At 71.8% G+C, this 26703-nt stretch carries 6 protein-coding genes; 4 read left to right on the top strand and 2 right to left on the bottom strand.

Annotation, left to right across the window (positions count from 1 at the left end):
- Window positions 1-12: 12 nt before the first annotated feature.
- The 3 genes from AB0G01_RS21755 to AB0G01_RS21745 all read left to right on the top strand — a co-directional run bounded on the left by AB0G01_RS21755 (window position 13) and on the right by AB0G01_RS21745 (window position 24341).
- Window positions 13-6489 (top strand): type I polyketide synthase, encoded by a 6477-nt coding sequence (locus AB0G01_RS21755; RefSeq protein ID WP_360948213.1) that lies wholly within the window; start codon window positions 13-15, stop codon window positions 6487-6489.
- A gap of 3 nt (window positions 6490-6492) precedes the next feature.
- Complete coding sequence (locus AB0G01_RS21750; protein ID WP_360948211.1) at window positions 6493-22791, top strand: type I polyketide synthase; 16299 nt, start codon at window positions 6493-6495, stop codon at window positions 22789-22791.
- 80 nt (window positions 22792-22871) lie between these two features.
- Window positions 22872-24341: a cytochrome P450 gene (locus AB0G01_RS21745; protein ID WP_360948209.1), complete on the top strand. Its 1470-nt coding sequence runs from the start codon at window positions 22872-22874 to the stop codon at window positions 24339-24341.
- 70 nt (window positions 24342-24411) lie between these two features.
- On the opposite strand, the gene AB0G01_RS21740 is transcribed toward AB0G01_RS21745, so the two are convergent.
- Together AB0G01_RS21740 and AB0G01_RS21735 are read right to left on the bottom strand one after the other, a co-directional pair.
- Window positions 24412-24861 carry an SRPBCC family protein gene (locus AB0G01_RS21740; protein ID WP_360948207.1) on the bottom strand — a complete coding sequence of 150 codons (450 nt, stop codon included), beginning with the start codon at window positions 24859-24861 and terminating at the stop codon, window positions 24412-24414.
- On the bottom strand, window positions 24858-25562 hold the full coding sequence (locus AB0G01_RS21735; protein WP_360948205.1) for an SGNH/GDSL hydrolase family protein: 705 nt from the start codon (window positions 25560-25562) through the stop codon (window positions 24858-24860). The genes AB0G01_RS21740 and AB0G01_RS21735 overlap by 4 nt, the downstream gene beginning before the upstream one ends.
- Before the next feature lie 510 nt (window positions 25563-26072).
- On the opposite strand from AB0G01_RS21735, the gene AB0G01_RS21730 reads away from it, so the two are divergent.
- Entirely contained in the window at window positions 26073-26357 is a 285-nt protein-coding gene (locus AB0G01_RS21730) for a hypothetical protein (RefSeq protein WP_360948203.1), read from the top strand.
- Window positions 26358-26703 lie beyond the last annotated feature (346 nt).

Raw genomic sequence — 26703 nt, 5'->3', positions numbered from 1 at the left:
AGCAAGGCGAAGATGAGCGTTGACGGCGACGTGGCCACCGGTGCCGGGGGCACCGACCCTCAGCAGGAGAAGGTTCTCAAGTACCTCAAGCGGGTTGCCGTCGAACTCACCGAGACCAAGGCGCGGCTGAGGGAGCACGAGGACCGGGCGGTCGAGCCCCTGGCCATCGTCGGCATGGGCTGCCGCTACCCCGGCGGCGTGGCGTCGCCGGACGAGCTGTGGCGACTCGTGGCCGACGGCCGCATCGGCACCTCGGAGTTCCCCGGCGACCGGGGCTGGGACGTCGAAGGGCTCTACCACCCCGACCCCGACCACACCGGCACCTCCTACACCCGGGGCGGCGGGTTCGTCGACCGGGCGGGCGAGTTCGACGCGGACTTCTTCGGCATCAGCCCGCGCGAGGCGCTGGCGATGGACCCGCAGCAACGCCTGCTGCTGGAGACGGCGTGGGAGTCGTTCGAGGACGCCGGCATCGACCCGACGTCGTTGCGCGGTTCGGACACCGGCGTGTTCTGCGGTGTCATGTACCAGGACTACGGATTTGTCGCGGGCACCAGCGACCGCCGCCCCGAGATCGAGGGCTACCTGACGATCGCGTCGGCGAGCAGCGTCGCGTCCGGCCGCCTGAGCTACACGTTCGGGTTCGAGGGGCCCGCGGTGTCGGTGGACACCGCCTGCTCCTCGTCGCTGGTCGCCCTGCACCTCGCGGCCCGGTCGCTGCGCGCCGGCGAGTGCTCCCTGGCGCTGGTGGGCGGCGTGACGGTCCTGGCCCGCCCCAACGTGTTCGTCGAGTTCAGCCGCCAGCGGGGGGTGTCCCCGGACGGGCGCTGCAAGGCCTACGCCGAGGCCGCCGACGGCGTCGGCTGGGCCGAGGGTGCCGGGCTGCTGGTCGTCGAGCGGCTGTCGGACGCGCGCCGCCACGGCCACCGCGTCCTGGGCCTGGTCCGGGGCAGCGCGGTCAACCAGGACGGCGCGTCCAACGGCCTGACCGCGCCGAACGGCCCGTCGCAGGAGCGGGTGATCCGGCAGGCGCTGGCGGGCGCGGGCTTGGGCCCCGCCGACGTGGACGTCGTGGAGGGCCACGGCACCGGGACCCCGCTCGGCGACCCGATCGAGGCGCGGGCGCTGCTCGCGACCTACGGGCGGGACCGGGCGAACGGCCCGCTGCGCCTGGGGTCGGTCAAGTCGAACATCGGTCACACGCAGGCCGCCGCCGGCGTCGCCGGGATCATCAAGATGGTCATGGCCATGCGCCACGAGGTGCTGCCGCGCACCCTGCACGTCGACGCGCCGTCGTCGCACGTCGACTGGAGCGCGGGCGAGGTCCGGCTCCTGACCGAGGCCGAGAAGTGGCCCGCCACCGACCGGCCGCGCCGCGCCGCCGTGTCCTCCTTCGGCGTCAGCGGCACCAACGCGCACGTCATCCTCGAAGAGGCACCCGCCGACGAGGCCGGCGCACCGCCCGTGGCCGTGCCGCCGCCCGCCGTGCCCGTGCCGCTGTCCGCCCGCGACGAGGCCGCCTTGCGCGAGCAGGCCGACCGGGTCCGCGCGCAGATGATCGCCCGCCCCGACGACAGCCTGCTCGACCTGGGCTTCTCGCTGGCGACCACGCGGGCGCACCTGGAGCGCCGGGCCGTGGTCGTGGCCGCCGACCGGGGCGAGCTGCTGGCCGGGTTGCGCGCGCTGTCGGCGGGAGAGCCCGCCCCGAACGTGGTCGAGGGGACCCCGGCGGGTGCCAAGGCCGTGTTCGTGTTCCCCGGCCAGGGCTCGCAGTGGGAGCGGATGGCGGTGGGGCTGCTCGACTCCTCGCCCGTCTTCGCCGCCGAGGTGGCCGCCTGCTCCACGGCGCTGTCCCGGTACGTCGACTGGCGGCTGGAGGACGTGCTGCGCGGTGCCCCCGGCGCGCCGTCGTTGGAGCGGGTCGACGTGGTGCAGCCGGCGCTGTTCGCGGTGATGGTGTCCCTGGCGGCGCTGTGGCGGTCCTACGGCGTCGAGCCGAGCGCGGTCCTGGGGCACTCCCAGGGCGAGATCGCCGCGGCGTACGTGGCCGGTGCGCTGTCGCTGGACGACGCCGCGCGCGTCGTGGCGCTGCGCAGCCGCGCGGTGCGCGAACGGCTGGCGGGCCACGGCGGCATGATGTCCGTCTCGCTCCCGGTGGACCAGGTCGAGGCGCGCGTGGAGCCCTACGCCGGGCGGGTCTCGGTGGCGGCGGTCAACGGCCCCGCGACGGTGGTCGTCGCGGGCGAGCCCGACGCGCTGGACGACCTGCTCGCGGCGTGCGAGCGCGACGGCGTGCGGGCGCGGCGGGTCACGGTGGACTACGCGTCGCACTCCGCGCAGGTCGAGGCCATCCGGGACGAGGTGCTGGCGAGCCTGGCACCCGTCGCGCCGCGCACCGGCACCATCCCGTTCTACTCGACGGCCGAGGGCGGGTTCATCGACACCGCCGGCCTCGACGCCGGCTACTGGTACCGCAACCTGCGCGGGCGCGTCGGCTTCGAGCCCGCCGTGCGCGCGCTCGTCGAGAACGGCACGACCTGCTTCGTGGAGGTCTCGCCGCACCCGGTGCTCGGCATGGCCGTGGCCGAGACGGCCCAGGCCGCCGACGTCGCGGACCGGGTGGCGGCGGTCGGCTCGCTGCGCCGGGAGGAGGGCGGCCCGGAGCGGTTCGCCCTCTCCCTGGCCGAAGCCCACGTGGCCGGGGTCATGGTCGACTGGTCCGCGTTCTTCGCGGGCAGCGGCGCGCGGCGGACCTCCCTGCCCACCTACGCCTTCCAGCGCGAGCGGTACTGGCTGCTGCCCGGCGTGGGCGCGGGTGACCCGGCGGCGGCGGGCCTCGGCCGCCTGGAGCACCCGGTGCTGGCGGCGGCCGTGCAGGTCGCCGACCGCGACGAGTGGGTGTTCACCGGCCGCCTGTCCCAGGAGTCCCAGCCGTGGACGCGCGACCACGCCGTGTTCGGCACGGTGATCGTGCCCGGTGCGGCCGTGGTCGAGATGGTCCTGGCGGCGGCGGGCCGCGCGGGCTGCCCCGTGGTCGACGAACTCGTCTTCGAAGCCCCGCTGGTCCTGCCCGAGGACACCGGCCGGCGGGTGCAGGTCACCGTCGCGGCACCGGACGACGAGGGCCGCCGCGAGGTGGCCGTCTACTCGCGCCCCGAGACCGCCGCGGACGACGCCGAGGACGAGGTGACCTGCCACGCCCGGGGCCGGCTGACCACCGGCGCGGCACCGTCCGAGCCGTTCCCGGCGGTGTGGCCGCCGGAAGGTGCCGAACCGGTCGCGGTGGAGTCGCTGTACCCGAGGCTGGCGGAGGCGGGCTACGACTACGGCCCGCTGTTCCAGGGCCTGCGCGCGGCCTGGCGGTCCGGCGGGCACGTCTACGCGGAACTCGCGCTGCCCGAGGACGCGGGCGGCACCGGGTTCGCCGTGCACCCGGCGCTGTTCGACGCCGCCCTGCACGGCGGCCTGCTCGACAAGGCGGCGGGTGACCCGACGGACCTGCCCTTCTCGTGGTCCGGGGTCCGGCTCGGCCACGGCGGCGGTCCGCGCCTGCGCGCCAGGATCAGCCCGGCCGCCGACTCCGCGCGTCGTCTCGACGTCGTGGACGAGACCGGGGCACCGGTCGTGGCGGTCGACGCCATCGCCGTCCGCCCGGTCGACCCCGCGCAACTGGAGGCCGACCAGGGCGGTAGCCGGCGCTCCCTGTTCCACCTCGACTGGATCGCGGTCGCCGAGGGCTCCGCGTCGTCGGCGCGGGTCGCCGTCCTCGGTGACCTGGACGCCGCCGGTGAGCGCTTCGCCGACCTCGACGCGCTGGAGCGGGCCGCCGCCGACGGTGCCCCCGCGCCGGACGTGGTGCTCACCGCCGTCGCGGTCCCCGCCGGGGGCGGTTCGGCGGCCGAGACCGCGCGGCAGGTCACCGCGACCCTGCTCGACCTGCTGCGCCGCTGGCTGGCCGCTGACCGGTTGGCCGAGGCGCGCCTGGTCGTGGTGACCCACGGCGGCGTCGCGGTGGGCGACGAGATCGTGGACCTGGCGCAGTCGCCCGTGTGGGGTCTGGTGCGCAGCGCGCAGTCCGAGCACCCGGGCCGGTTCCTGCTGGTGGATGTGGACGACTCCGCGCCCGACTGGCCCGCCCTGGCCGGACTGGACGAGCCGCAGGTGGCCGTGCGCGGTGGCCGGGTCCTCGCGCCCCGACTCGGCCGCGCCCCCGCCGAGTCAACGGGCGGCGCGTGGCGACTGGCGATCGAGCGGAAGGGTTCGCTGGACGACCTGGCGATCCTGGGTTCCGACGGTGGTCGGCCGTTGGGCACTCGTGAGGTGCGGGTGGGGGTTCGGGCTGCGGGTCTGAACTTCCGTGATGTCCTGATCGCGCTGGGTCTTTACCCCGGCGATGCGCCGTTGGGCAGTGAGGCTGCGGGTGTCGTGCTGGAGGTCGGCGCGGGTGTGACCGACCTGGCCGTGGGCGACCGCGTCATGGGTCTGGTGCTGGACGCCTTCGGCACCGTCGCCGTGGCCGACCGGCGGATGATCGTGCCGATGCCGGAGGGTTTCTCCTTCGCCGAGGCTGCTGCGGTTCCGGTGGTGTATCTGACCGCGTTGTACGGGTTGGTGGATCTGGCGAATCTGTCTCGTGGTGAGCGTGTGTTGGTGCATGCGGCTGCGGGTGGTGTGGGTATGGCTGCGGTGCAGTTGGCTCGTCACTTGGGTGCTGAGGTGTTCGCGACGGCGAGCGCGCCGAAGTGGGATGCGGTGCGTGGGTTGGGTGTGGCGCAGGAGCGGATCGCGTCGTCGCGTGACTTGGAGTTCCGGGAGAAGTTCCTGGGGTTGACCGGTGGTGCCGGTGTGGACGTGGTGTTGGACGCGTTGGCCGGTGAGTTTGTTGATGCGTCGTTGGATTTGTTGCCGCGTGGTGGTCGGTTTGTCGAGATGGGCAAGGCGGATCTGCGTGATCCGGAGGTGGTGGCGCGGGAGCACCCGGGGGTTCGTTATCGGGCGTATGACTTGTTCGAGGCGGGTCCTGAGCGCATTCAGGAGATGCTGCTGGAGGTCGTGGGCCTGTTCGAGCAGGGCGTGCTGAGCCACTCGCCGATCCGGACGTGGGACGTGCGGCGGGGTGCGGAGGCGTTCCGGTTCCTGCGCGAGGGCCGCAACACCGGCAAGGTCGTCCTGACCGTGCCCGCCCCGATCGACCCCGACGGGACCGTCCTGGTCACCGGCGGCACGAGTGGTCTGGGCGCGTTGTTCGCCCGGCACCTGGTCGCTGAACACGGTGCCCGGCACCTGCTGCTGGTCAGCCGCCGTGGCGCGGCGGCCGAAGGTGTGGCCGAGCTGGTCGCGGAGCTGGAGGGCCTGGGCAGCGAGGTTCGGGTGGCGGCGTGCGACGTCGCCGACCGCGACCAGGTGGCCGGGCTGCTGGGTTCGCTGGAACGTCCGCTGACCGCTGTCGTGCACTCGGCGGGCGTGCTGGACGACGGCGTGATCGAATCGCTGACGCCCGAGCAGGTGGAGCGGGTCATGCGGCCCAAGCTGGACGCCGCCCTGCACCTGCACGAGCTCACGGCGGGGCAGAACCTCTCGGCGTTCGTGCTGTTCTCCTCGGTCGCCGCCCTGATCGGCAGCCCCGGTCAGGGCAACTACGCCGCCGCGAACGCGTTTCTGGATGCGCTGGCGGCCCGTCGCCGTGCTGAGGGGCTTGTCGCGACGTCGTTGGCGTGGGGTTTGTGGGCGGACAGCACGGGGATGACCGGTGAGCTGGACGAAGCCGAGCTTGCCCGCCTCGAACGCCAGGGTGTCGGTGCGCTGTCGACCGAGTTGGGTCTGGAGCTGTTCGACCGCGCCCGGCACGTCGACGAGGCGCTGCTCGTCCCGGTCCGGCTGGACCTGGGCGCGCTGCGCGCCCAGGCGAGGGCGGGCATCCTGCCCGCGCTGCTGCGCGGCCTGGTCAAGGTCCCGGCCCGGCGCGCGGAGACCACCGGCGGATCGCTGGCCCAGCGGCTGGCAGGTGTCCCGCAGGCGGATTGGGAGCGGGTCGCCCTCGACCTCGTGCGGGCCCAGGTCGCCTCGGTCCTCGCGCACTCCTCGGCCGAGGACGTCGGCCCCGAGCGGGCGTTCAAAGAGCTCGGGTTCGACTCGCTCGCCGCGGTCGAGCTGCGCAACCGGCTCACCCGGGCCACGGGCCTCCGGCTGCCCACCACGCTCGTGTTCGACCACCCCACACCGCTGGCCGTCGCCCGGTACCTGGTGCCGGCGGCCATGCCCGGCACCACGGGCACCCCGCGACGCCGGTCGGAGGAGGACGAGATCCGCGACGTGCTCACCTCGATCCCGATCGGCCGCCTGCGTCAGGCGGGACTGCTCGAAGCGCTGCTTGAGCTGGCCGGTGGCGATGCCGACGAAAGCGCGGACCAGGACGACGACGAGCCCTCGATCGACGAGATGGACGCCGAAGCCCTGATCCGCATGGCCCAGGCGGACGTGGAGGCGTAGGCGATGGCGACCAACCAGAACGAACTCGTCGGGGCGCTGCGCAAGTCGCTCAAGGAGACCGAGCGCCTCAGGCAGCAGAACCGGCGTCTGCTCGCCCAGTCCACCGAGCCGTTGGCGATCGTGGGCATGGGCTGCCGCTACCCCGGCGGGGTCGGCTCGCCGGAGGAGCTGTGGCGACTCGTCGCCGACGGCCGTGACGCCGTCGGCGGCCTGCCCGCGAATCGCGGCTGGGACGTCGAGCGGCTCTACGACCCGGACCCCGAGCGGGCGGGCAAGGTCTACGCCTCCGGCGGCGGTTTCATCGAGGACGTCGGCGAGTTCGACGCCGGTTTCTTCGGCGTGAGCCCCCGTGAGGCGTTGGCGATGGACCCGCAGCAGCGGTTGGTGTTGGAAACGGCGTGGGAGGCGTTCGAGGACGCCGGGATCGACCCGTCCTCGCTGCGCGGCTCCGCCACCGGCGTATTCTGCGGCTCGGTGGACTCCAACTACGGCGGTTCGATGCCGCCCGAGTTCGAGGGCTTCCGGCTGACCGGCAAGGCCGCGAGCGTGGTCGCCGGCCGCATCGCCTACAGCCTGGGGCTGGAAGGCCCCACGGTGACCATCGACACGGCGTGTTCGTCGTCGTTGGTGGCCATGCACATGGCCGCTCAGGCGTTGCGCAACGGTGAGTGCTCGCTGGCTCTCGTAGGTGGCGTGACGGTGCTGGCCGGGCCGTTCCTGATGCTGGAGTTCAGCAGGCAGCGCGGACTGGCTCCCGACGGCCGCTGCAAGCCGTACGCCGCCGCCGCCGACGGCACCGGCTTCGCCGACGGCGTCGGCCTCCTGGTCATGGAACGCCTGTCCGACGCCCGCCGCAACGGCCACCAGGTGTTGGCCGTGATGCGGGGCAGCGCGGTCAACCAGGACGGTGCGAGCAACGGTTTGACCGCCCCGAATGGTCCCTCGCAGGAGCGGGTCATCCGCCAAGCGCTCGCCAGCGCCGGGTTGACCCCCGCCGACGTGGACGCGGTGGAGGGCCACGGGACGGGTACTCGGTTGGGTGATCCGATCGAGGCGCAGGCGTTGTTGGCGACTTATGGCCAGGAGCGTTCGGCCGGTCCGCTTCGTCTGGGGTCGATCAAGTCGAATATTGGTCATACGTCTGCGGCTGCTGGTGTGGCTGGTGTGATCAAGATGGTGCAGGCGATGCGCCATGGTGTGTTGCCGAGGTCGTTGAATGTGGACGAGCCGTCGCCGCATGTGGATTGGGATGCCGGTGACATCAAGCTGTTGACCGAGGCCGAGCAGTGGCCTGCTGGTGATCGGTTGCGTCGGGCCGGTGTGTCGTCGTTCGGTATCAGTGGCACCAACGCGCACGTCATCATCGAGGAAGCGCCTGCCGAGGACGCTCCCGCCGCCGTTCCGGCCCCGGTGTCGATTCCCGTTCCGGTGTTGGTGTCGGGCAAGGGCGAGGCGGCGCTCCGAGCGCAGGCCGACCGCCTGCGCGAGCACCTGGCGGCCCGACCCGGCCTAGGACTGGTCGATGTCGCGTACTCGGCGGCCACCGGCAGGGCGCACCTCGACGAGCGGGCCGCTGTGGTGGCGTCGGACCGTGAAGGACTCCTGGCGGGCCTGGCCGCGCTCACGACCCGAGGACGGCCTGTCGCTGGCAAGACGGCATTGTTGTTCACCGGTCAGGGTTCGCAGCGGGCGGGCATGGGTGCCGGTTTGGCTGCGGCATACCCGGTATTCGCTGCGGCGTTGGACGAGGTGTGCGCGGAGCTTGATTCGCGGCTTGGTCGGTCGTTGAAGGCGTTGCTGTTCGCGACGGAGGGTTCGCCCGAGGCCGCGTTGCTGGATTCGACCGAATTCACTCAGGCGGCGTTGTTCGCTGTTGAGGTGTCGCTCTTCCGGCTCGTCGAGTCGCTCGGTGTCCGTCCGGATGTCCTGATTGGACACTCGGTCGGTGAGATCGCGGCGGCGCATGTCGCCGGGGTGCTGTCTTTGGCTGATGCGTCCGCGTTGGTGGTGGCTCGGGGTCGTTTGATGGGCGCACTTCCTGCCGGTGGTGGTATGGCGGCGGTGCAGGCGACGGAGGAGGAAGTTCTTCTCTCTCTGGTCGAGTTCGAGGGCCGGTTGTCGATCGCGGCGGTGAACGGTCCGCGTTCGGTGGTGGTGTCGGGTGATCTCGACGCTGTGGAGGGGTGGTTGCCGCAGTGGCAGGACCGCAAGACCACGCGCCTGCGAGTGAGCCATGCCTTCCACTCGCATCGCATGGACCCGATGTTGGCCGAGTTCCGCGCGGTCGCTGAAGGATTGACGTTCGAGCAGCCGCGCATTCCCGTGGTGTCGAACCTGACCGGTGGTTTGGTGACGTCCGAGCTGACCGAGCCTGGCTACTGGGTGGATCACGTCCGTCAGGCGGTGCGGTTCTTCGACGGGGTTCGGACGTTGCGCGCCGAGGGCGTCACGCGGTTCTTGGAGTTGGGTCCGGATGCGGTGTTGACCGCGATGGCCCGACAGGCTCTTGACGGTGAGCAGGCCGTGTTCGCCTCGGCCATGCGGGCTCGTCAGCCCGAGTCGGAGACCTTCGCCGGGTTCCTGGGGCAGGCGCACGTCGCCGGGGTCGAGATCGACTGGAACGCCTTCTACAAACCCCTTGGCGCACAACGGGTCCAGTTGCCCACCTACGCCTTCCAGCGTGAGCGTTACTGGCTCGCGCACGACAGCGGCGAGTCGAACCCCGCCACTTCCGGCCTCGGTCGCCTTGACCACCCGCTGCTGGCCGCCGTTGTCGTGGTCGGTGATCGGGACGAGTGGCTGTTCACCGGCCGCCTGTCGACCGACAGCCAGCCGTGGGTCGCCGAGCACGTTCTCCTCGACAACATCGTGGTGCCCGGCACCGGCCTGGTCGAACTGGCGCTCACGGCGGGCAGGCTGGCCGGTAGCCCGGTGGTCGAGGAGCTCGTTCTCGAAGCCCCGATGCTGCTTCAGGACGGTGTCGCCGTCCAAGTCCAGGTCAGCGTGGGCGAAGCCACCGACGACGGTCGTCGCCCGGTCGCGATCTACACGCGTCCCGAGAGCGGTGCGGGTGCCGAGGCGACCTGTCACGCGCGGGGCACGCTCGTCCCCGAGGCCGACGCTGCCGCGCCGTGGCCCGCCGAGTGGCCGCCGGAGGGCGCGGAGCCGCTGCCCGTCGACGCGCTCTACAGCCGCCTCACCGACATCGGCTACGACTACGGCCCGATCTTCCAGGGCTTGCGCGCCGCGTGGCGGGACGGGGACGAGGTCTACGCCGAGGTCTCCCTCGCCGATGAGCACACCGACGCGGCGCGGCGCTTCGGCATCCACCCTGCCCTGTTCGACGCCGCGCTCCAGAGCGGCGCGGTCCTGCTGATCGACGGCGGCGACAGCAAGCACCGGATGCCGTTCAGCTGGTCCGGCGTCAGCCTGCGCCATTTGGGCACGTCGCGGCTGCGCGTCCGCGTCGTCTCGACCGGCGATTCCGAACTGCGCCTCGACGCGGTGGACGACGAGGGGGCCGAGGTCGTGTCGGTCCGGTCGATCGTCGCCCGCCCGGTCGATCAGGCCCAGCTCGAAGGTGCCCGGCGGTCGGGGCCCGACGCGATGTTCGCGGTCGAGTGGGCACCGGTCCGGGCCGAGGGCGCGCCGGGCCGCCTGCGGGTCGCGGAACTGGGCTCCACGGCCGACCTGGATGCGCTGGCCGGCAACGCGGAGGCACCGGAACTCGTTGTCGCCACTGCGGAATCCCCGGCGGGTGACGTCGCGGAGGCGGCCAGGGCCGTCACCGCCCGCACGCTGGACCTGCTGCGGCGCTGGCTGGCCGACGACCGGTTCGCCGGGGTCACGTTGGCCGTGGTGACGCGGCGTGCGGTTGCGGTGGGGGAGGAGTCGCCGGATCTGGTGCAGTCCCCGGTGTGGGGTCTGGTGCGCAGTGCGCAGTCCGAGCACCCCGGCCGGTTCTTGTTGGTGGACGTGGATGATTCCGCGCCGGACTGGTCGGTGTTGGTGTCGGCTGATGAGCCGCAGCTCGCGGTGCGTGAGGGCAAGGCGCTCGCGCCACGGCTCGCCCGGGTCACCGGGACCGCCTCGCCCGAGGCGTCGCCGCTGGACCCGGATGGCACGGTGCTGGTCACCGGTGGCACGAGTGGTCTTGGCGCGCTGGTGGCCCGACACCTGGTCACTGAGCACGGTGCACGGCACCTGCTGTTGGTCAGCCGTCGTGGCCAGAACGCCGAGGGCGTGCCCAAGCTGGTCGCGGAGTTGGAGGGTCTGGGCAGCGAGGTTCGGGTGGTGGCGTGTGACGTCGCCGACCGTGGCCAGGTTGTCGGGTTGTTGGGTTCGTTGGATCGTCCGCTCACGGCCGTGGTGCACGCGGCTGGTGTGTTGGACGACGGTGTGGTCGAGTCGTTGACGGTCGAGCAGCTTGATCGGGTGTTGCGGCCGAAGTTGGATGCCGCCCTGCACTTGCACGAGTTGACGGCGGGGCAGGATCTTGCTGCGTTCGTCATGTTCTCCTCCGTGGCTGCGTTGGTCGGCAGTCCCGGTCAGGGCAACTATGCCGCCGCGAACGCGTTTCTGGATGCGCTGGCGGCCCGTCGTCGTGCTGAGGGGCTTGTCGCGACGTCGTTGGCGTGGGGTTTGTGGGCGGACAGCACGGGGATGACCGGTGAGCTGGACGAGGCGGAACTCGCCCGTCTTGAACGCCAGGGTGTCGGTGCGCTGTCGACCGAGTTGGGTCTGGAGCTGTTCGACCGGGCGTTCGCGTTGGACAACGCACTACTGGTGCCGGTTCGGCTCGATCTGGGCGCACTGCGCGCCCAGGCGCGGTCGGGAATGCTGCCCGCGTTGCTGCGCGGGCTGGTGCGGATGCCCGCCCGTCGTGCGGAATCCGCCTCCGGCTCGTTGGCACAGCGCTTGGCGGACGTGTCGAAGACCGACTGGGAACGGGTCGCGCTCGACCTGGTCCGAGCACAGGTGGCTGCCGTGCTGGGGCACGCGTCACCTGACGCCATCGACTCCGAGCGGGCGTTCAAGGAGCTCGGGTTTGACTCGCTGGCCGCTGTGGAGCTGCGCAATCGTCTGACTCAGGCGAGTGGTGTGCGGCTGCCGTCGACGTTGGTCTTCGACCACCCGACGCCCCTGGCGGTCACCCGCCTACTGCTGACCGAGGTCAGCGGCGTCGAAGAGGTCGTGCGGCCGGTAGTGCGGCAACGGCGCGCCAAGGCGGATGAGCCGTTGGCGATCGTGGGCATGAGTTGCCGCTACCCCGGTGGAGTCACTTCGCCCGAGCAGTTGTGGCAACTCGTGGCCGAAGGCCGTGACGCGATCTCGGGGCTCCCGACCGACCGAGGTTGGGACCTGGAGCGGTTGTACGACCCGGACCCCGACCACCTCGGCACGCTGTCCACGCGCGGCGGCGGGTTCATCCAGGACGCCGCCGAGTTCGACGCCGGATTCTTCGGTGTGAGTCCGCGTGAGGCGTTGGCGATGGACCCGCAGCAGCGGTTGTTGCTGGAGGCGTCCTGGGAGGCGTTCGAGGATGCGGGCCTCGATCCGACGTCGTTGCGGGGTTCGGACACGGGCGTATTCTGCGGTGTGGTGACGTCGGACTACGGCGGCACGATGCCGCCGGAGCTGGAAGGCTTCCGCCTGACCGGCACCACCTCCAGCGTCGTGTCCGGGCGGGTGGCCTACAGCTTCGGGCTACAGGGTCCGGCGGTGTCGGTGGACACGGCGTGTTCGTCGTCGTTGGTGGCCATGCACATGGCCGCTCAGGCGTTGCGCAACGGTGAGTGCTCGCTGGCTCTTGTGGGTGGCGTGACGGTGTTGGCCGGGCCGTTCCTGATGGTGGAGTTCAGCAGGCAGCGCGGCCTGGCTCCCGATGGCCGGTGCAAGTCCTATGCGGCTGGGGCGGATGGGACCGGGTTCTCTGACGGTCTGGGTCTGCTGGTGTTGGAGCGTTTGTCGGACGCGCGTCGCAACGGTCGTCGCATCCTGGGCGTGGTGCGCGGTAGTGCGATCAACCAGGACGGCGCGAGCAATGGCCTGACCGCTCCCAACGGTCCGGCGCAGGAGCGCGTGATTCGCCAGGCGTTGGCGAGCTCCGGACTGAGCCCGGCCGACGTGGACGCGGTGGAGGGCCACGGGACCGGCACCAAACTCGGTGACCCCATTGAGGCGCAGGCGTTGCTGGCGACCTATGGGCGTGAGCGGGCTGGTGGTCCGTTGCGGTTGGGGTCGATCAAGTCGAACATCGGTCATACGTCTGCGGCTGCTGGTGTGGCTGGTGTGATCAAGATGGTGCAGGCGATGCGTCACGGCCTGCTGCCGAAGACGCTGAACGTCGATGAGCCGTCGCCGCACGTCGATTGGGACGCGGGCGAGATCCGGTTGTTGACCGAGGCCGAGGAGTGGACGGCATCCACGCGTCCGCGCCGGGCTGCCGTGTCGTCGTTCGGCATCAGCGGGACCAACGCGCACGTCATCATCGAGGAAGCGCCGGTCGAGGACGCTCCCGCCGCCGCCGTGCCCACGGTCACGGTTCCCTTGCCGGTGTTGGTGTCGGGCAAGGGGGAGGCGGCACTCCGGGCACAGGCCGACCGGCTGCGCGACCACCTGGCCGCGCAACCCGGGCTGAACCTGGCCGACGTCGCGTTCTCGGCTGCGACGACGCGGGCTCAACTCGATGAGCGTGCGGTGGTCGTGGCGTCGGATCGGGACGAGTTGTTGGCGGGTCTGGCTGCGCTGACGGCTCGTGGTCGTCCGGTGTCGGGTAAGACGGCGGTGTTGTTCACCGGTCAGGGTTCGCAGCGGGCCGGGATGGGTGCGGAGTTGTCCACCGCCTACCCGGTCTTTGCCGAAGCGCTCGACGAAGTGTGCGCGGAGCTTGATTCGCGGCTTGGCCGGTCGTTGAAGGCGGTGTTGTTCGCGACGGAGGGTTCGCCCGAGGCGGCGTTGCTGGACTCCACGGAGTTCACCCAGGCCGCATTGTTCGCGGTCGAGGTTTCTCTTTACCGGCTTGTCGAGTCACTTGGCATCCGTGCGGATGTCCTGATTGGACACTCGGTCGGGGAGATCGCGGCGGCGCACGTCGCGGGCGTGCTGTCCTTGGCTGACGCGTCCGCGTTGGTCGTTGCCCGGGGTCGTTTGATGGGTGCACTTCCGACCGGTGGTGGTATGGCGGCGGTGCAGGCGACGGAGGAGGAGGTTCTTCCCTCTCTGGTCGAGTTCGAGGGCCGGTTGTCGATTGCGGCGGTGAATGGGCCTCGCTCTGTTGTGGTGTCGGGTGATGTGGACGCGGTGGAGGAGTGGTTGCCGCAGTGGCAGGACCGTAAGACCACGCGCTTGCGGGTGAGTCATGCGTTCCACTCGCATCGCATGGATGCGATGTTGGTGGAGTTCCGTGCGGTCGCTGAAGGGTTGACGTTCGAGCTGTCGCGCATTCCGGTCGTGTCGAACTTGACCGGGGGGCTGGTGACGTCCGAGCTGACCGAGCCTGGCTACTGGGTAGATCACGTTCGTCAGTCGGTGCGGTTCTTCGACGGGGTTCGGACGCTTCAGGCTGAAGGGGTTACGCGGTTTTTGGAGTTGGGGCCGGATGCGGTGTTGACCGCGATGGCCCGGCAGGCCGTGGACAGTGACGACGCTGTGTTCGCTTCGGCGATGCGGGCTCGCCGGTCCGAGCCGGAGACCTTCGCCGGGTTCTTGGGGCAGGCGCATATCGCCGGTGTTGAAATCGACTGGAACGCCTTCTACAAACCCACGGGAGCCCGGTGGGTCGAGCTGCCCACCTATGCCTTCCAGCGCGATCGGTACTGGCTGACCCAGGGCACCGGTGCCGGTGACCCCGTCGCCGCAGGGCTCGGGCGTGTCGACCACCCGTTGCTGGCGGCTGCGGTGCGGGTCGGCGACCGGGACGAGTGGCTGCTGACCGGCCGCGTCGCGCAGGACACCGCGCCGTGGACGCAGGACCACGGTGTCCTGGGCATGATCGTCGTGCCTGGCACGGCGCTGGTCGAACTGGCCGTCGCCGCAGGACGGCACGCGGGCACCCCCGTTCTCGACGAGCTGGTGCTCGAAGCGCCGTTGATCCTGGACGGCACCGCTCGACAGCTCCAGGTCACGTTGGGCGAGCCCGACGGGGACGGCCGCCGCGCCGTGGCGCTCTACTCGCGGCCCGAAACCGGGACCGAGCAGGACGCGACCTGCCACGCGCGCGGGTCCGTCGCCGCCGACGGGTCCGACACCCCGGCGTGGCTGCCCGAGGAGTGGCCGCCCGCTGGTGCCGAGCCGGTCGACGTGGACGCCCTCTACGCGCGGCTGGCCGAGGTCGGGTTCGACTACGGCCCCGCCTTCCAAGGGCTGCGCGCCGGCTGGAGCGTCGGTGACGAGGTGTTCGCCGAGGTTTCGCTCCCCGAGGAGCACGCCGACGCGGCCCGTCGCTTCGGTCTCCATCCGGCGTTGTTCGACGCCGCCCTGCACGGCGGCCTCGGCTGGCTCGACCCCGGTGACGGCTCGTCGGCCAAGCTGCCGTTCTCGTGGTCGGGTGTGCGGTTGGAGCTCAGCGGTGTGTCCCGGGTGCGGGTGCGCATCGGTTCGGCCGGTCAGTCGGCGCTGCGCGTCGATCTCGTCGGTGAGGACGGTGTGCCGGTGGGCAGTGTGGCCAGGTTGGCGTTCCGTCCTGTCGACCAGGCGCAGCTCGAAGGTGTGCGGCGCAATCCGCTCTACCGCGTCGACTGGACCCCGGTCGCCGAGGCGACGCGGACACCCGCACGAGTCGCCCTCCTCGGCGAGCTCGACGGGGCGGGCGACCGCTACCCGGACCTGGAGGCGTTGGAGCAGGCGGTCGCGGCAGGTGCCCAGGCACCGGACGTGGTCGTCACCGCCCTGGGGTCTCCGGTGGGCGAGGTCGCGCAGGCCGCGCGGGCGGTCACCGGGCACACCCTGGACCTGCTGCGGCGCTGGTTGGCCGGTGAGTGGCTGCCCGATACCCGGCTGGTCGTGGTGACGCGGCGTGCGGTTGCGGTGGGGGAGGAGTCGCCGGATCTGGTGCAGTCCCCGGTGTGGGGTTTGGTGCGCAGTGCGCAGTCCGAGCACCCCGGCCGGTTCGTTCTGGTTGATGTGGATGGGTCCGCGCCGGATTGGTCGGTGTTGGTGGCGGCTGATGAGCCGCAGGTCGCGGTGCGTGACGGCCGGGTCCTCGCGCCTCGGCTGGTCCGGGCTACCGAGTCCCTGGGTGCCCCGCGAGCGCTGGACCCCGAGGGCACGGTTCTGGTCACCGGCGGTACGAGTGGTCTGGGTGCGTTGTTCGCCCGGCACCTGGTCCGGCAGCACGGTGTGAAGCACTTGCTGCTGGTCAGTCGCCGGGGCGAGGCCGCCGAGCTGGCTGCGGAGTTGGAGGGTCTGGGCAGCGAGGTTCGGGTGGCGGCGTGCGATGTCGCCGACCGTGACCAGGTTGTCGGGTTGTTGGGTTCGTTGGATCGTCCGTTGACGGCTGTGGTGCACGCCGCTGGTGTGTTGGACGACGGTGTGGTCGAGTCGTTGACGGTCGAGCAGCTTGATCGGGTGTTGCGGCCGAAGTTGGACGCGGCACTGCATTTGCACGAGTTGACGGCGGGGCAGGATCTCGCTGCGTTCGTCATGTTCTCCTCGGTGGCTGCGTTGGTCGGCAGTCCCGGTCAGGGCAACTACGCTGCCGCGAACGCGTTCTTGGACGCGCTGGCGGCGCACCGCCGCGCGGCCGGGCTGCCCGCGACCTCGCTGGCCTGGGGCCTGTGGGCCGAGGCGACCGGGATGACCGCCGAGCTGGACGAAGCCGAGCTGGCGAGGCTGGCCAGGATGGGCACCGAGCCCATCGCGGCCGACCTGGGCCTGGCGCTGTTCGACGCGGCGCGGCAGGTCGACGCGGCCCTGCTGGTGCCGGTCGCGCTCGACCTGGGCGCGCTGCGGGCGCAGGCCAGGTCGGGCCTGCTGCCCGCGCTGCTGCGCGGACTCGTCCGCGTGCCCGCCCGCCGTGCCGACGCGGGCGGTTCGCTCGCCCAGCGATTGGCCGGCGTGCCGGAGGGCGAGCGCGAACACGTCGTTCTCGACCTCGTGCGCACTCAGGTGGCGGCCGTGCTGGGCCACGCGTCACCCGACGCCGTGGAGTCCGGCCGGGCGTTCAAGGACCTCGGCGTCGACTCGCTGGCCGCCGTGGAGCTGCGCAACCGCCTGACCCAGGCGAGCGGCGTGCGGCTGCCGTCGACGCTGGTCTTCGACCACCCGACGCCGGACGCGATCGCGAAGCTGCTGCTCTCCGAGGTCGGTGTCGTCGAGCAGGCGGCACCGGTCGTGCGGGCCCGTCGCCCGCGCGCGACGGCCGACGAGCCGCTGGCGATCGTGGGTATGAGCTGCCGCTACCCCGGCGGGGTCACCTCGCCGGAGCGGCTGTGGCGGCTGGTGGCCGAGGGGCGGGACGCGATCTCCGGGTTGCCGACCGACCGGGGGTGGGACCTGGAGCGGCTCTACGACCCGGACCCCGACCAGCTCGGCACCATCTCGACCCGCGCGGGCGGGTTCGTCGACGGCGTGGCCGACTTCGACGCCGGGTTCTTCGGCGTCAGCCCGCGCGAGGCGCTGGCGATGGACCCGCAGCAGCGCCTGATGCTGGAGGCGTCGTGGGAAGCGCTGGAGGACGCGGGGATGGACCCGACGTCACTGCGCGGCTCGGACACCGGCGTGTTCTTCGGCGTCGGCTCCTCCGACTACGGGGCCATGCCGGCGGGCAGCCTGCCCGAGGTCGAGGGCTTCCGCCTGACGGGGGCCACCACCAGCGTGGTCTCCGGTCGGGTGGCGTACACGCTGGGGCTGGAAGGCCCGGCGGTGTCGGTGGACACGGCGTGTTCGTCGTCGTTGGTGGCTTTGCACATGGCTTCTCAGGCGTTGCGCAGTGGTGAGTGCTCGCTGGCTTTGGTAGGTGGCGTGACCGTCATGGCGGGACCGTTCCTGCTCGTGGAGTTCAGCAGGCAGCGCGGGCTGGCACCGGATGGTCTGTGCAAGTCCTACGCGGCCGGTGCGAACGGCACGGGTTTCTCCGATGGCCTCGGGTTGGTCGTCGTGGAGCGGTTGTCGGACGCCCTGCGCAACGGTCACCAGGTGTTGGCCGTGGTGCGGGGCAGCGCGGTCAACCAGGACGGCGCGAGCAACGGCATGACCGCGCCGAACGGTCCGTCGCAGGAACGCGTGATTCGCCAGGCTCTGGCGAACGCGGGACTGAACCCGGCCGACGTGGACGCGGTGGAGGGCCACGGCACGGGTACTCGGTTGGGTGATCCCATTGAGGCGCAGGCGTTGTTGGCGACCTATGGCCAGGAGCGCGCCGATGGTCCGTTGCGCCTGGGGTCGATCAAGTCGAACATCGGTCACACGTCTGCGGCTGCGGGTGTGGCCGGTGTGATCAAGATGGTGCAGGCGATGCGCCACGGCGTGCTGCCCAAGACGCTGAACGTGGACGAGCCGTCGCCGCACATCGACTGGGATGCCGGTGACATCAAGCTGTTGACCGAGGCCGAGCAGTGGCCCGGTGGTGATCGGCCGCGTCGGGCCGGTGTGTCGTCGTTCGGCATCAGCGGCACCAACGCGCACGTCATCATCGAAGAGGCACCGCGCCAGGAGGAGAAGCAGGTCGACCGCACCGCCTTCGGGCCGGTGCCGGTGGTCCTGTCGGGCAAGAGCGAGGCTGTCCTCCAGGCGCAAGCCGAACGGCTGCGCGAGCACCTCGCGGCCCGGCCCGAGCTGGACGTGATCGACGTCGCGTACTCAGTGGCGACGACCCGCGCGTCGTTCGACGAGCGTGCGGTGGTCGTGGCGTCGGATCGGGATGAGTTGTTGTCCGGGTTGGCGGCGCTGACGACTCGTGGTCGGCCTGTGTCGGGTAAGACGGCGGTGTTGTTCACCGGTCAGGGTTCGCAGCGGGCCGGGATGGGCGCGGAGTTGTCCGCCGTGTACCCGGTGTTCGCTGCGGCGTTGGACGAGGTGTGCGCCGAGCTCGACTTGCGGCTTGGTCGGTCGTTGAAGGCGGTGTTGTTCGCGACGGAGGGTTCGCCCGAAGCTGGGTTGCTGGACTCGACGGAGTTCACCCAGGCGGCTCTGTTCGCCGTTGAGGTGTCGCTTTTCCGGCTTGTCGAGTCTTTGGGTGTCCGTCCGGATGTCCTGATTGGACATTCGGTCGGTGAGATCGCGGCGGCTCATGTCGCCGGGGTGTTGTCTCTTGCTGACGCGTCCGCGTTGGTGGTGGCTCGGGGTCGTTTGATGGGTGCACTTCCTGCCGGTGGTGGTATGGCGGCGGTGCAGGCGACGGAGGAGGAGGTTCTTCCTTCTCTGGTCGAGTTCGAGGGCCGGTTGTCGATCGCGGCGGTGAACGGTCCGCGTTCGGTGGTGGTGTCGGGTGATCTTGACGCTGTGGAGGGGTGGTTGCCGCAGTGGCAGGACCGCAAGACCACGCGCCTGCGGGTGAGCCACGCGTTCCACTCGCATCGCATGGACCCGATGTTGGCGGAATTCCGTACGTTGGCCGAAGGGTTGACGTTCGAGCAGCCGCGTATTCCGGTTGTCTCGAACTTGACCGGTGGTCTGGTGACCACTGAGTTGACGAAGCCTGGCTACTGGGTGGATCACGTCCGTCAGGCGGTGCGGTTCTTCGACGGGGTTCGGACGCTTCAGGCTGAAGGGGTTACGCGGTTCTTGGAGTTGGGGCCGGACGCGGTGCTGACCGCGATGGCCCGGCAGGCCGTGGACAGTGACGACGCCGTGTTCGTCTCGGCGATGCGGGCACGTCAGCCCGAGCCGGAGACGTTTGCCGGGTTCCTGGGGCAGGCGCACATCGCCGGCATTCAGGTCGACTGGAACGCCTACTTCGCCCCTTCCCGGGCCCGGCGCGTGGAGTTGCCGACCTACGCCTTCCAGCGTGAGCGGTACTGGCTCGAACCGGGTGCCGCGCCCGGGGACGCGGCTGCGGTCGGTCTCGGGCGGCTGGACCACCCGCTGCTGGCCGGTGCCGTGCAGCTCGGGGAGCGCGACGAGTGGGTCTTCTCCGGCCGGATCTCGCAGGACAGCGCGCCGTGGGTGCGCGACCACGTGGTGCTGGGCCTGGTGGTCGTGCCCGGCACGGCCGTCGTGGAACTGGCGGTCGCGGCGGGCAGGCACGCGGGTAGCCCCGTCCTGGACGACCTGGTGCTGGAGGCACCGCTGATCCTCGACGCCGACGCGGGCGTCCGGTTGCAGGTCACCGTGGGCGAGGCGGACGAGGACGGTCGCCGCGAGGTCGCCGTCTACTCCCGTCCCGAGGGCGGCGAGGCCACCTGCCACGCGCGGGGTGCGCTCGTCCTCGACGCGGAGCCCGTCACGCCCTGGCCGGCCCAGTGGCCGCCTGCCGGTGCGGAGTCGGTCGACGTGGACGCCCTGTACGGGCGGCTGGTCGACATCGGGTTCGACTACGGCCCCGCCTTCCAAGGCGTCCGGGCCGCGTGGCGCGCCGGTGACGAGGTGTTCGCCGAGGTGTCGCTCCCCGAGGAGCACGCCGACGCGGCCCGTCCGTTCGGTCTGCACCCGGCGCTGTTCGACGCGTCCCTGCACAGCGGGCTGGACTGGCTGGACCGGGACGGCCGGTCCGCCGGTCTGCCGTTCTCGTGGTCGGGTGTGCGGTTGGAGCCCAGTGGCGTGTCCCGGGTGCGGGTGCGCATCGGTTCGGCCGGCCAGTCGGCGCTGCGCGTCGATCTCGTCGGTGAGGACGGTGTGCCGGTGGGCAGTGTGGCGAGGTTGGCGTTCCGCCCTGTCGACCAGGCGCAGCTCGAAGGTGTGCGGCGTGGTCGGGGGAACCCGCTCTACCGGGTCGATTGGGCTCCGGTGGGGGTGTCGGCTGGTTCGGTGCGGGTGGTGGCTCTGGGCGAGGTGCCTGGTGTGTCGGAGCGGTTCGCCGATCTGCGCGAGTTGGAGCGGGCGGTCGCGGAGGGTGCTCCGGTGCCGGACGTGGTGCTGACGGCGGTGTCGACGTCGGGAACGGGTGCCGAGGCCGCGCGGGCGGTCACGGCGGACACGCTCGGGCTGCTTCAGCGGTGGCTGGCCGCCGAGCGGTTCGCCGACGCCCGCTTGGTCGTGGTGACGCGCGAGGCCATCGCGGTCGGTGAGGAGTCGCCGGATCTGGTGCAGTCCCCGGTGTGGGGTCTGGTGCGCAGTGCGCAGTCCGAGCACCCCGGCCGGTTCGTCCTGGTGGACGTGGACGGGTCGGTGCCGGACTGGTCGGTGCTGGGCGCGGACGAGCCGCAGGTGGCCGTGCGCGCGAGCAAGGCGTTCGCGCCGAGGCTGGCCCGTGCCGCCGCGCAGGCGGTGTCGCTGCCGGCGCTCGACCCCGAGGGCGTGGTTCTGGTCACCGGCGGTACGAGTGGTCTGGGTGCGTTGTTCGCCCGGCACCTGGTCCGGCAGCACGGTGCGAAGCACCTGTTGCTGGTCAGCCGCCGGGGCGAAGCGGCCGAGGGCGTGGCCGAGTTGGTCGCCGAACTGGACGACCTCGGCGCGTCGGCTCGCGTTGCCGCCTGCGACGTCGCCGACCGCGATCAGGTGGCCGGGTTGCTCGGTTCGCTTGGTCGTCCGTTGACGGCTGTGGTGCACGCGGCTGGTGTGTTGGACGACGGTGTGGTCGAGTCGTTGACGGTTGAGCAGCTTGATCGGGTGTTGCGGCCGAAGTTGGATGCCGCGCTGCACCTGCACGAGTTGACGGACGGTCAGGACCTCGCGGCGTTTGTCATGTTCTCCTCGGTGGCTGCGCTGGTCGGCAGTCCCGGCCAGGGCAACTACGCCGCCGCGAACGCGTTCTTGGACGCGCTGGCGGCGCACCGCCGGGCGGCCGGGCTGCCCGCGACCTCGCTGGCCTGGGGCCTGTGGGCCGAGGCCGGCGGCATGGCGGGCGGCTTGGACGACACCGACCTGGCCCGCCTGGAGCGCATGGGCGTCAGTCCGCTGACGACCGACGTGGGCTTGGAGCTGTTCGACCAGGCCCGGCGGCACGACGCAGCGCTGGTGGTGCCGGTGCGGCTGGACCTGGCCGCGCTGCGGGCGCAGGCCCGCTCGGGCGTGCTCCCCGCGCTGCTGCGCGGCCTCGTCCCGGCCCGCCGCGCCCAAGCGGCCGGATCGCTGGCCCAGCGGTTGGCCGGGGTGCCCGCCGAGCAGTGGGAGGGCGTCGCGCTGGACCTGGTGCGGTCGCAGGTCGCGGCCGTCCTCGGGCACGCCTCGCCCGGTGAGGTGGAGCCCGACCGGGCCTTCCGCGACCTCGGCTTCGACTCGCTGGCGGCGGTGGACCTGCGCAACAGGCTGGCCAAGGCCGCCGGCGTGCGACTGCCTTCGACGCTGGTCTTCGACTACCCGACCTCCGCCGCCGTGGCCGAGCTCCTGCTCGGCGAGGTGGAGCAGGTGGCCGCCGAGCCGACCGCCACCACCGGGGCGACCGTCGACGGGGGTGGCGAGGGCACGCTCGGCACCCTGCTGCGCCACGCCCACGCGGCCGGTGCGATCAGCGGGACGGTGCCGCTGCTGGTCGAGGCGTCGAGGTTCCGGCCGTCGTTCACGTCGGCGGCCGACCTCGCCGGCGGGGAGCACGTCGTGCGGCTCGCCTCGGGCGGCGACCTGCCGAAGCTCGTCTGCGTGCCGTCGTTCGTGGTCGGCTCGGGCCCGCACCAGTTCATGCGGTTCGCCGACCGGTTCGACGGGAGCCGGGACGTGTTCGCCTGCTCGCTGCCGGGGTTCCGGGGCACCGACCTGGCACCGGCCACCTGGGACGCCGCGATCGAGGTGCTGGCGGACTCGATCCGCCGCACCGTCGGCGACGACCCGTTCGTGCTGGTCGGCTACTCCATCGGCGGCGTCGTGGCGCACTCGCTCGCGGCGCGGTTCGAGCAGGCGGGGACGGCCCCGGCGGGGGTGGTCATGATCGACACCCCGACGCCGGAGGGCGAGGAGACCGGCCGCGTCTTCACCACGGTCATGACCGAGATCCTCGACCGCAGGCACGAGGGCATCGCCGTGGACGACGCCAACTGGCTCGCCATGGGCACCTACCTGCGGCTGCTGACCGAACGACCGGCCACCCGGATCACCACCCGGACCCTGCTGGTGCGGGCCGGCGAGCGGCTGGGCTCGGCGGGCGGTGCCGACTGGCCCTCCTGGGACGTCGGCGGCGACGTCGCCGAGGTGCCCGCCGACCACTTCGCCCTCATCGAGGCCGAGGTGGCGGCGACGGCGGAGGCCACCGAGAAGTGGCTCCGGGCGTGACCCGGGGCGAGAACACTCGCGCCCCCACGGGCGGCGAGACGGATGCGATCCACGAAGAAGTGCGCGGAAGGGTGACAGGAATGGAATCTCCCCAGACGGGGGCCCGCGAGGGCGACGCCGAGGCGTCCTCGGCGGGCTGTCCGGTCGACCACTCGGGTGGCGCGGCGAGCCCGGCGGAAACGCCGAAGCGCGCCGCCGTCCCCGCGACCTCGCTGCCCGGGCCCCGGACGCCCGCGCTGGCGCAGGTCCTCACCTACTGGCGGCGTCCCGCCGAGTTCGTGGACAAGTGCCACGCGGAGTACGGCAACCGGTTCGCGCTGCGCATCCGCATCCCCCCGAAGCCCCTCTACGTGCTGTCCGACCCCGAGGACATCAAGGCGATGTTCCTCGCGCCCGCCGACGTCCTGCACACCGGCACCGGGTCGTCCACGATCGAGAAGTTCACCGGCCAGTCCGGGCTCGCGTGGCTGGACGAGGACGAGCACAAGGTCCGGCGCAAGCTGCTCATGCCGAGCATGCACGGCAAGGCGCTCAGGCGCATCGAGGTGTCGGTGGACAAGACGGCCGCGCAGGAGGTGGCGAGCTGGCCGCGCGGCCGGGTCGTGCCGCTGCACCCGCTCATCCACCGGCTGACCCTGAACATCATCCGCGAGGTGATCTTCGGGCCGGTGACCCCCAGCCGCTGGGACGAGCTGCTCGACGTGCTGACGAACATGATGTTGTTCAACGACCGCATGGCGTCGGCGATGATGATCCACAAGATGTCGCCGTTCGCGGTCAAGGTGCTCCGGGCCATCCGGCCGCTCGGCCTGGACCGGTTCCTGAAGCTGCGGGAGCGGGCCGACGCGCTCATCGCCGAGGCCGTCGCCGAGCGCCGGGCGCACGGCGAGCTGGGCGACGACATGCTCTCGGTGCTGCTGGGCATCACCCACGAGGACGGCTCCCCGCTGACCGCCGTGGAGCTGCGCGACGAGATGATGACCATCTTCCTCGCGGGCACCGAGACGACCGCGGCGGCCATCGCGTGGGCGTTCGAGTACCTCAGCCGCGAGCGCGGGACGCTGGAGCGGCTCGTGGCGGAGGTCGACGCGGGCGGGGACGAGCTCCTCACCGCGACCGTCCACGAGGTGCTGCGGCTCAAGCCGTCGATCCCGCAGATCATCCCCCGCACGGTGATGAAGCCGGTCGAGATCGGCGGGGTGCGCTTCGAACCGGGCATGCTGCTGTGGGCCAGCGCCTACCTGCTGCACCGCAACCCGGTGCTGTACCCGGACCCGTACGCGTTCAAGCCGGAGCGGTTCCTCGGCGTCAAGCCGGGCACCTACACCTGGATCCCGTTCGGCGGGGGCCGCATCCGCTGCCTCGGTGCCTCCATCGCGCTGGTCGAGATGAAGGCCGTGCTGCGGGAGGTGCTGTCCCAGCACACCCTGCACCGCGTCGACCTGGCACCGGAGCGCACGCGCAGCCGCAGCGTCTCGGCGCTGCCGAAGCACGGCACCCGGCTGGAGCTGCGGGCCCGGACCCCGCAGCCGAGCATGGCCGGGGACTGAGCCGCACCGGTCGCGGGGCACGCCCCCGCGACCGGTCGGGCCCGTGCGGCGCTCGAAGCCGGTGGTCGGGTCAGCCGGCGTGTTCGGCCCGCTTGCGCACCGAGTGCAGCAGGCGGCGCACGAAGACCCGGTGCGCGCCGGTGCCGATGACCAGCCCCCGGTAGACCAGGCCGTGCGGTCCGGGGAACTCGGCGTGCGAGAGCGCGCTCAGCGTCGTGCCGCCCGTCTCGGGCGTGACCGACAGGGTGAGCGCGTACCGGGAGAACAGGTGGCGGCCGGTCAGCCGCACGCGCTGTCCCGGCACGGCCTCGGCCACCCGGAAGCCCGGCAGCGTCGAGCCCTGCGCCAGCGGTGTGCCGGAGGCCCGGCTCGGCTCGGCGGCGACGAGGCGCGCGTAGACCTCCGAGCCGGAGAACCGCGGGCTCGCCAGGTAGCTGCCCAGGGTCCGCCACACCACGTCGGCCGGGGCGGCGACGAGCACGCGGTGCTCGTCGATGAACGGCAGGTCGTCGCCGCTCACGGCACGAGGTGTTCGGTGATGGCCTCGGCCCAGCGGTGGTAGCCGAGCGCCGAGGGGTGGAAGCGGTCGCGGGCGAAGAAGTCCGGCCCGCTGCGCTCGACCTCGCGGTGGAGGATCTCGGTGGAGCTGATCCACGTCGCCTGGGGCCGTGCCGCGCACACCTCGCGCGACACCGCGTCCAGCTTGGCGGCGTGCTCGGCGAGGAAGCGCCCCAGCGTGCCCGGCAGCGCCGGGAACACGTCGAACGGCGGGATACCGGTCATCAGGACCCGCTCGGACCGGCCCGCCAGGTCGTCCACGACGGCGGCGACGTCCTCGCCCCACTCCCGCGCGGAACGGCGGCCCAGCACGTCGTTGACGCCCGCCAGCAGCACGGTCACGTCGAAGGTCCCGCGCAGCTCGGGCAGCAGGCGGTGCCGGATGCGGCGCGCGGTGGCCGCGTTGCGCCCCACCACCTCCCACGTCACGTCCCGGCCCGACCGCGCGGCCAGCTCCTGCGCCAGGCGACCGGTGATGCCCTCGTCGTGGTTGTCCGCGCCGACGCCCGCCGCGGTCGACTCGCCGAGGACGCCCAGGCGCAAGGGGTCCGGTCCGTCGCCCGTGGAGCCGGTGGTGGGACCGGTGGCCTCGGGCAGCACTTCGGTCCTCGACCGCACCACCATCCCCTGCACGGCGACGATGGGCAGCAGCAACGGGTTCACGCGGTCGTCCTCTCGATGAGCGGGGGAGCGGCACACCGCACGCGAGACGCGGCGAACGAGGTGCGCGGGTCGCGGGCCCCCTGGTCCCCGCGCGATGGCACCGTCCCACGGCCGAAGAAGCATGGCAGCAGCAACCGTTGGGGTGCAAGGCACCGCACCCGCCCACCCGGTCTGTCCGGAATCCGGACGAGGGCGGGCACCGGTCAGCCGCCCCTCCGACCCACCGCGCACCATCCGACCCCCCAGGGCGATCAGAGCCGTGCGCCGACTCGCACGGGCCACGCCGGGGGCATCGAAATTCGGGTTCCGGAGTGGACGGTCCAGAAGGTGCGCGTCTGCCCGCGCTGGAATGGCGACGTGATCGGGAACACCTCGCATTCGGGTGCGGCACAAGCGGTCCGCGACGGAACGGCCGATCGCGGAGACCCCCGAAGAGGCCCTGCGGCGGGGCCGGCCCATTGCCCGAATCGGCCGTTTCGGGCGGGGTTCCGGACTGCCAGGATCGCGGTCATGAGACCTCTCCTCCTGTCGGCCGTCATCGTCACGGCCTTGGTGAACCCGGTGTCGTCGGCCTCTGCCGCCGATTACCCGGTGCCCCGGTCCTCCACGCAGACCGCCACCGCACGGGGCAGCGACGCGGCGATCGAGCTCGCCTCCGACTACGCGCGCGGCGCGGTCCTCGCCGCCGGCGTCGACTGCGTGGGCTGGCGGTACGGGCTGATCAAGCTAGTCGAGCACCCGAGCACCTCGCTGTACTCGGCGACCGTGCGGGCAAGCGCGACCTGCGTGAGCTGACGCCCTGACGTCACGCGACGGCCGGGAGTTCCCGGGCCGTGCGCTTCCCGATCGAACCCACGTCCTTTGAGGACCTGTCGGGGATCGGCACCGTTTCCTCGGCAGTGCCCGTCGGAAGGGGCGTGGCCGGAACGACCGGCCGCGCCCCCATTCTCCAAATCGTCCCGCATTTCACCGGTGGAACTTCTCGGGTCGTGGTCACCGCCGGGTCATCATTCTGATGGGTCATGAGGGGTGCTCGACCTTTTCGCGGGTCGTTCACTCGTTAGTGGTCAAGTTCACCCGGTTGTCGGGCATGACGACAGTTGTGTCCGAGTGCCAAGGTGATGACTTGTCCACACGAGTG

This window comes from Actinosynnema sp. NPDC023587, from assembly GCF_040640215.1.
Lineage (GTDB): Bacteria > Actinomycetota > Actinomycetes > Mycobacteriales > Pseudonocardiaceae > Actinosynnema.
Note: the sequence above shows the minus strand (reverse complement) of the source record. Positions and strands in the feature narration are given on the sequence as shown.

Coding starts and splice junctions, on each gene's coding strand:
- AB0G01_RS21750 (WP_360948211.1), top strand. CDS start 6,493: ATGGCGACCAACCAGAACGAACTCGTCGGGGCGCTGCGCAAGTCGCTC.
- AB0G01_RS21755 (WP_360948213.1), top strand. CDS start 13: ATGAGCGTTGACGGCGACGTGGCCACCGGTGCCGGGGGCACCGACCCT.
- AB0G01_RS21730 (WP_360948203.1), top strand. CDS start 26,073: ATGAGACCTCTCCTCCTGTCGGCCGTCATCGTCACGGCCTTGGTGAAC.
- AB0G01_RS21745 (WP_360948209.1), top strand. CDS start 22,872: ATGGAATCTCCCCAGACGGGGGCCCGCGAGGGCGACGCCGAGGCGTCC.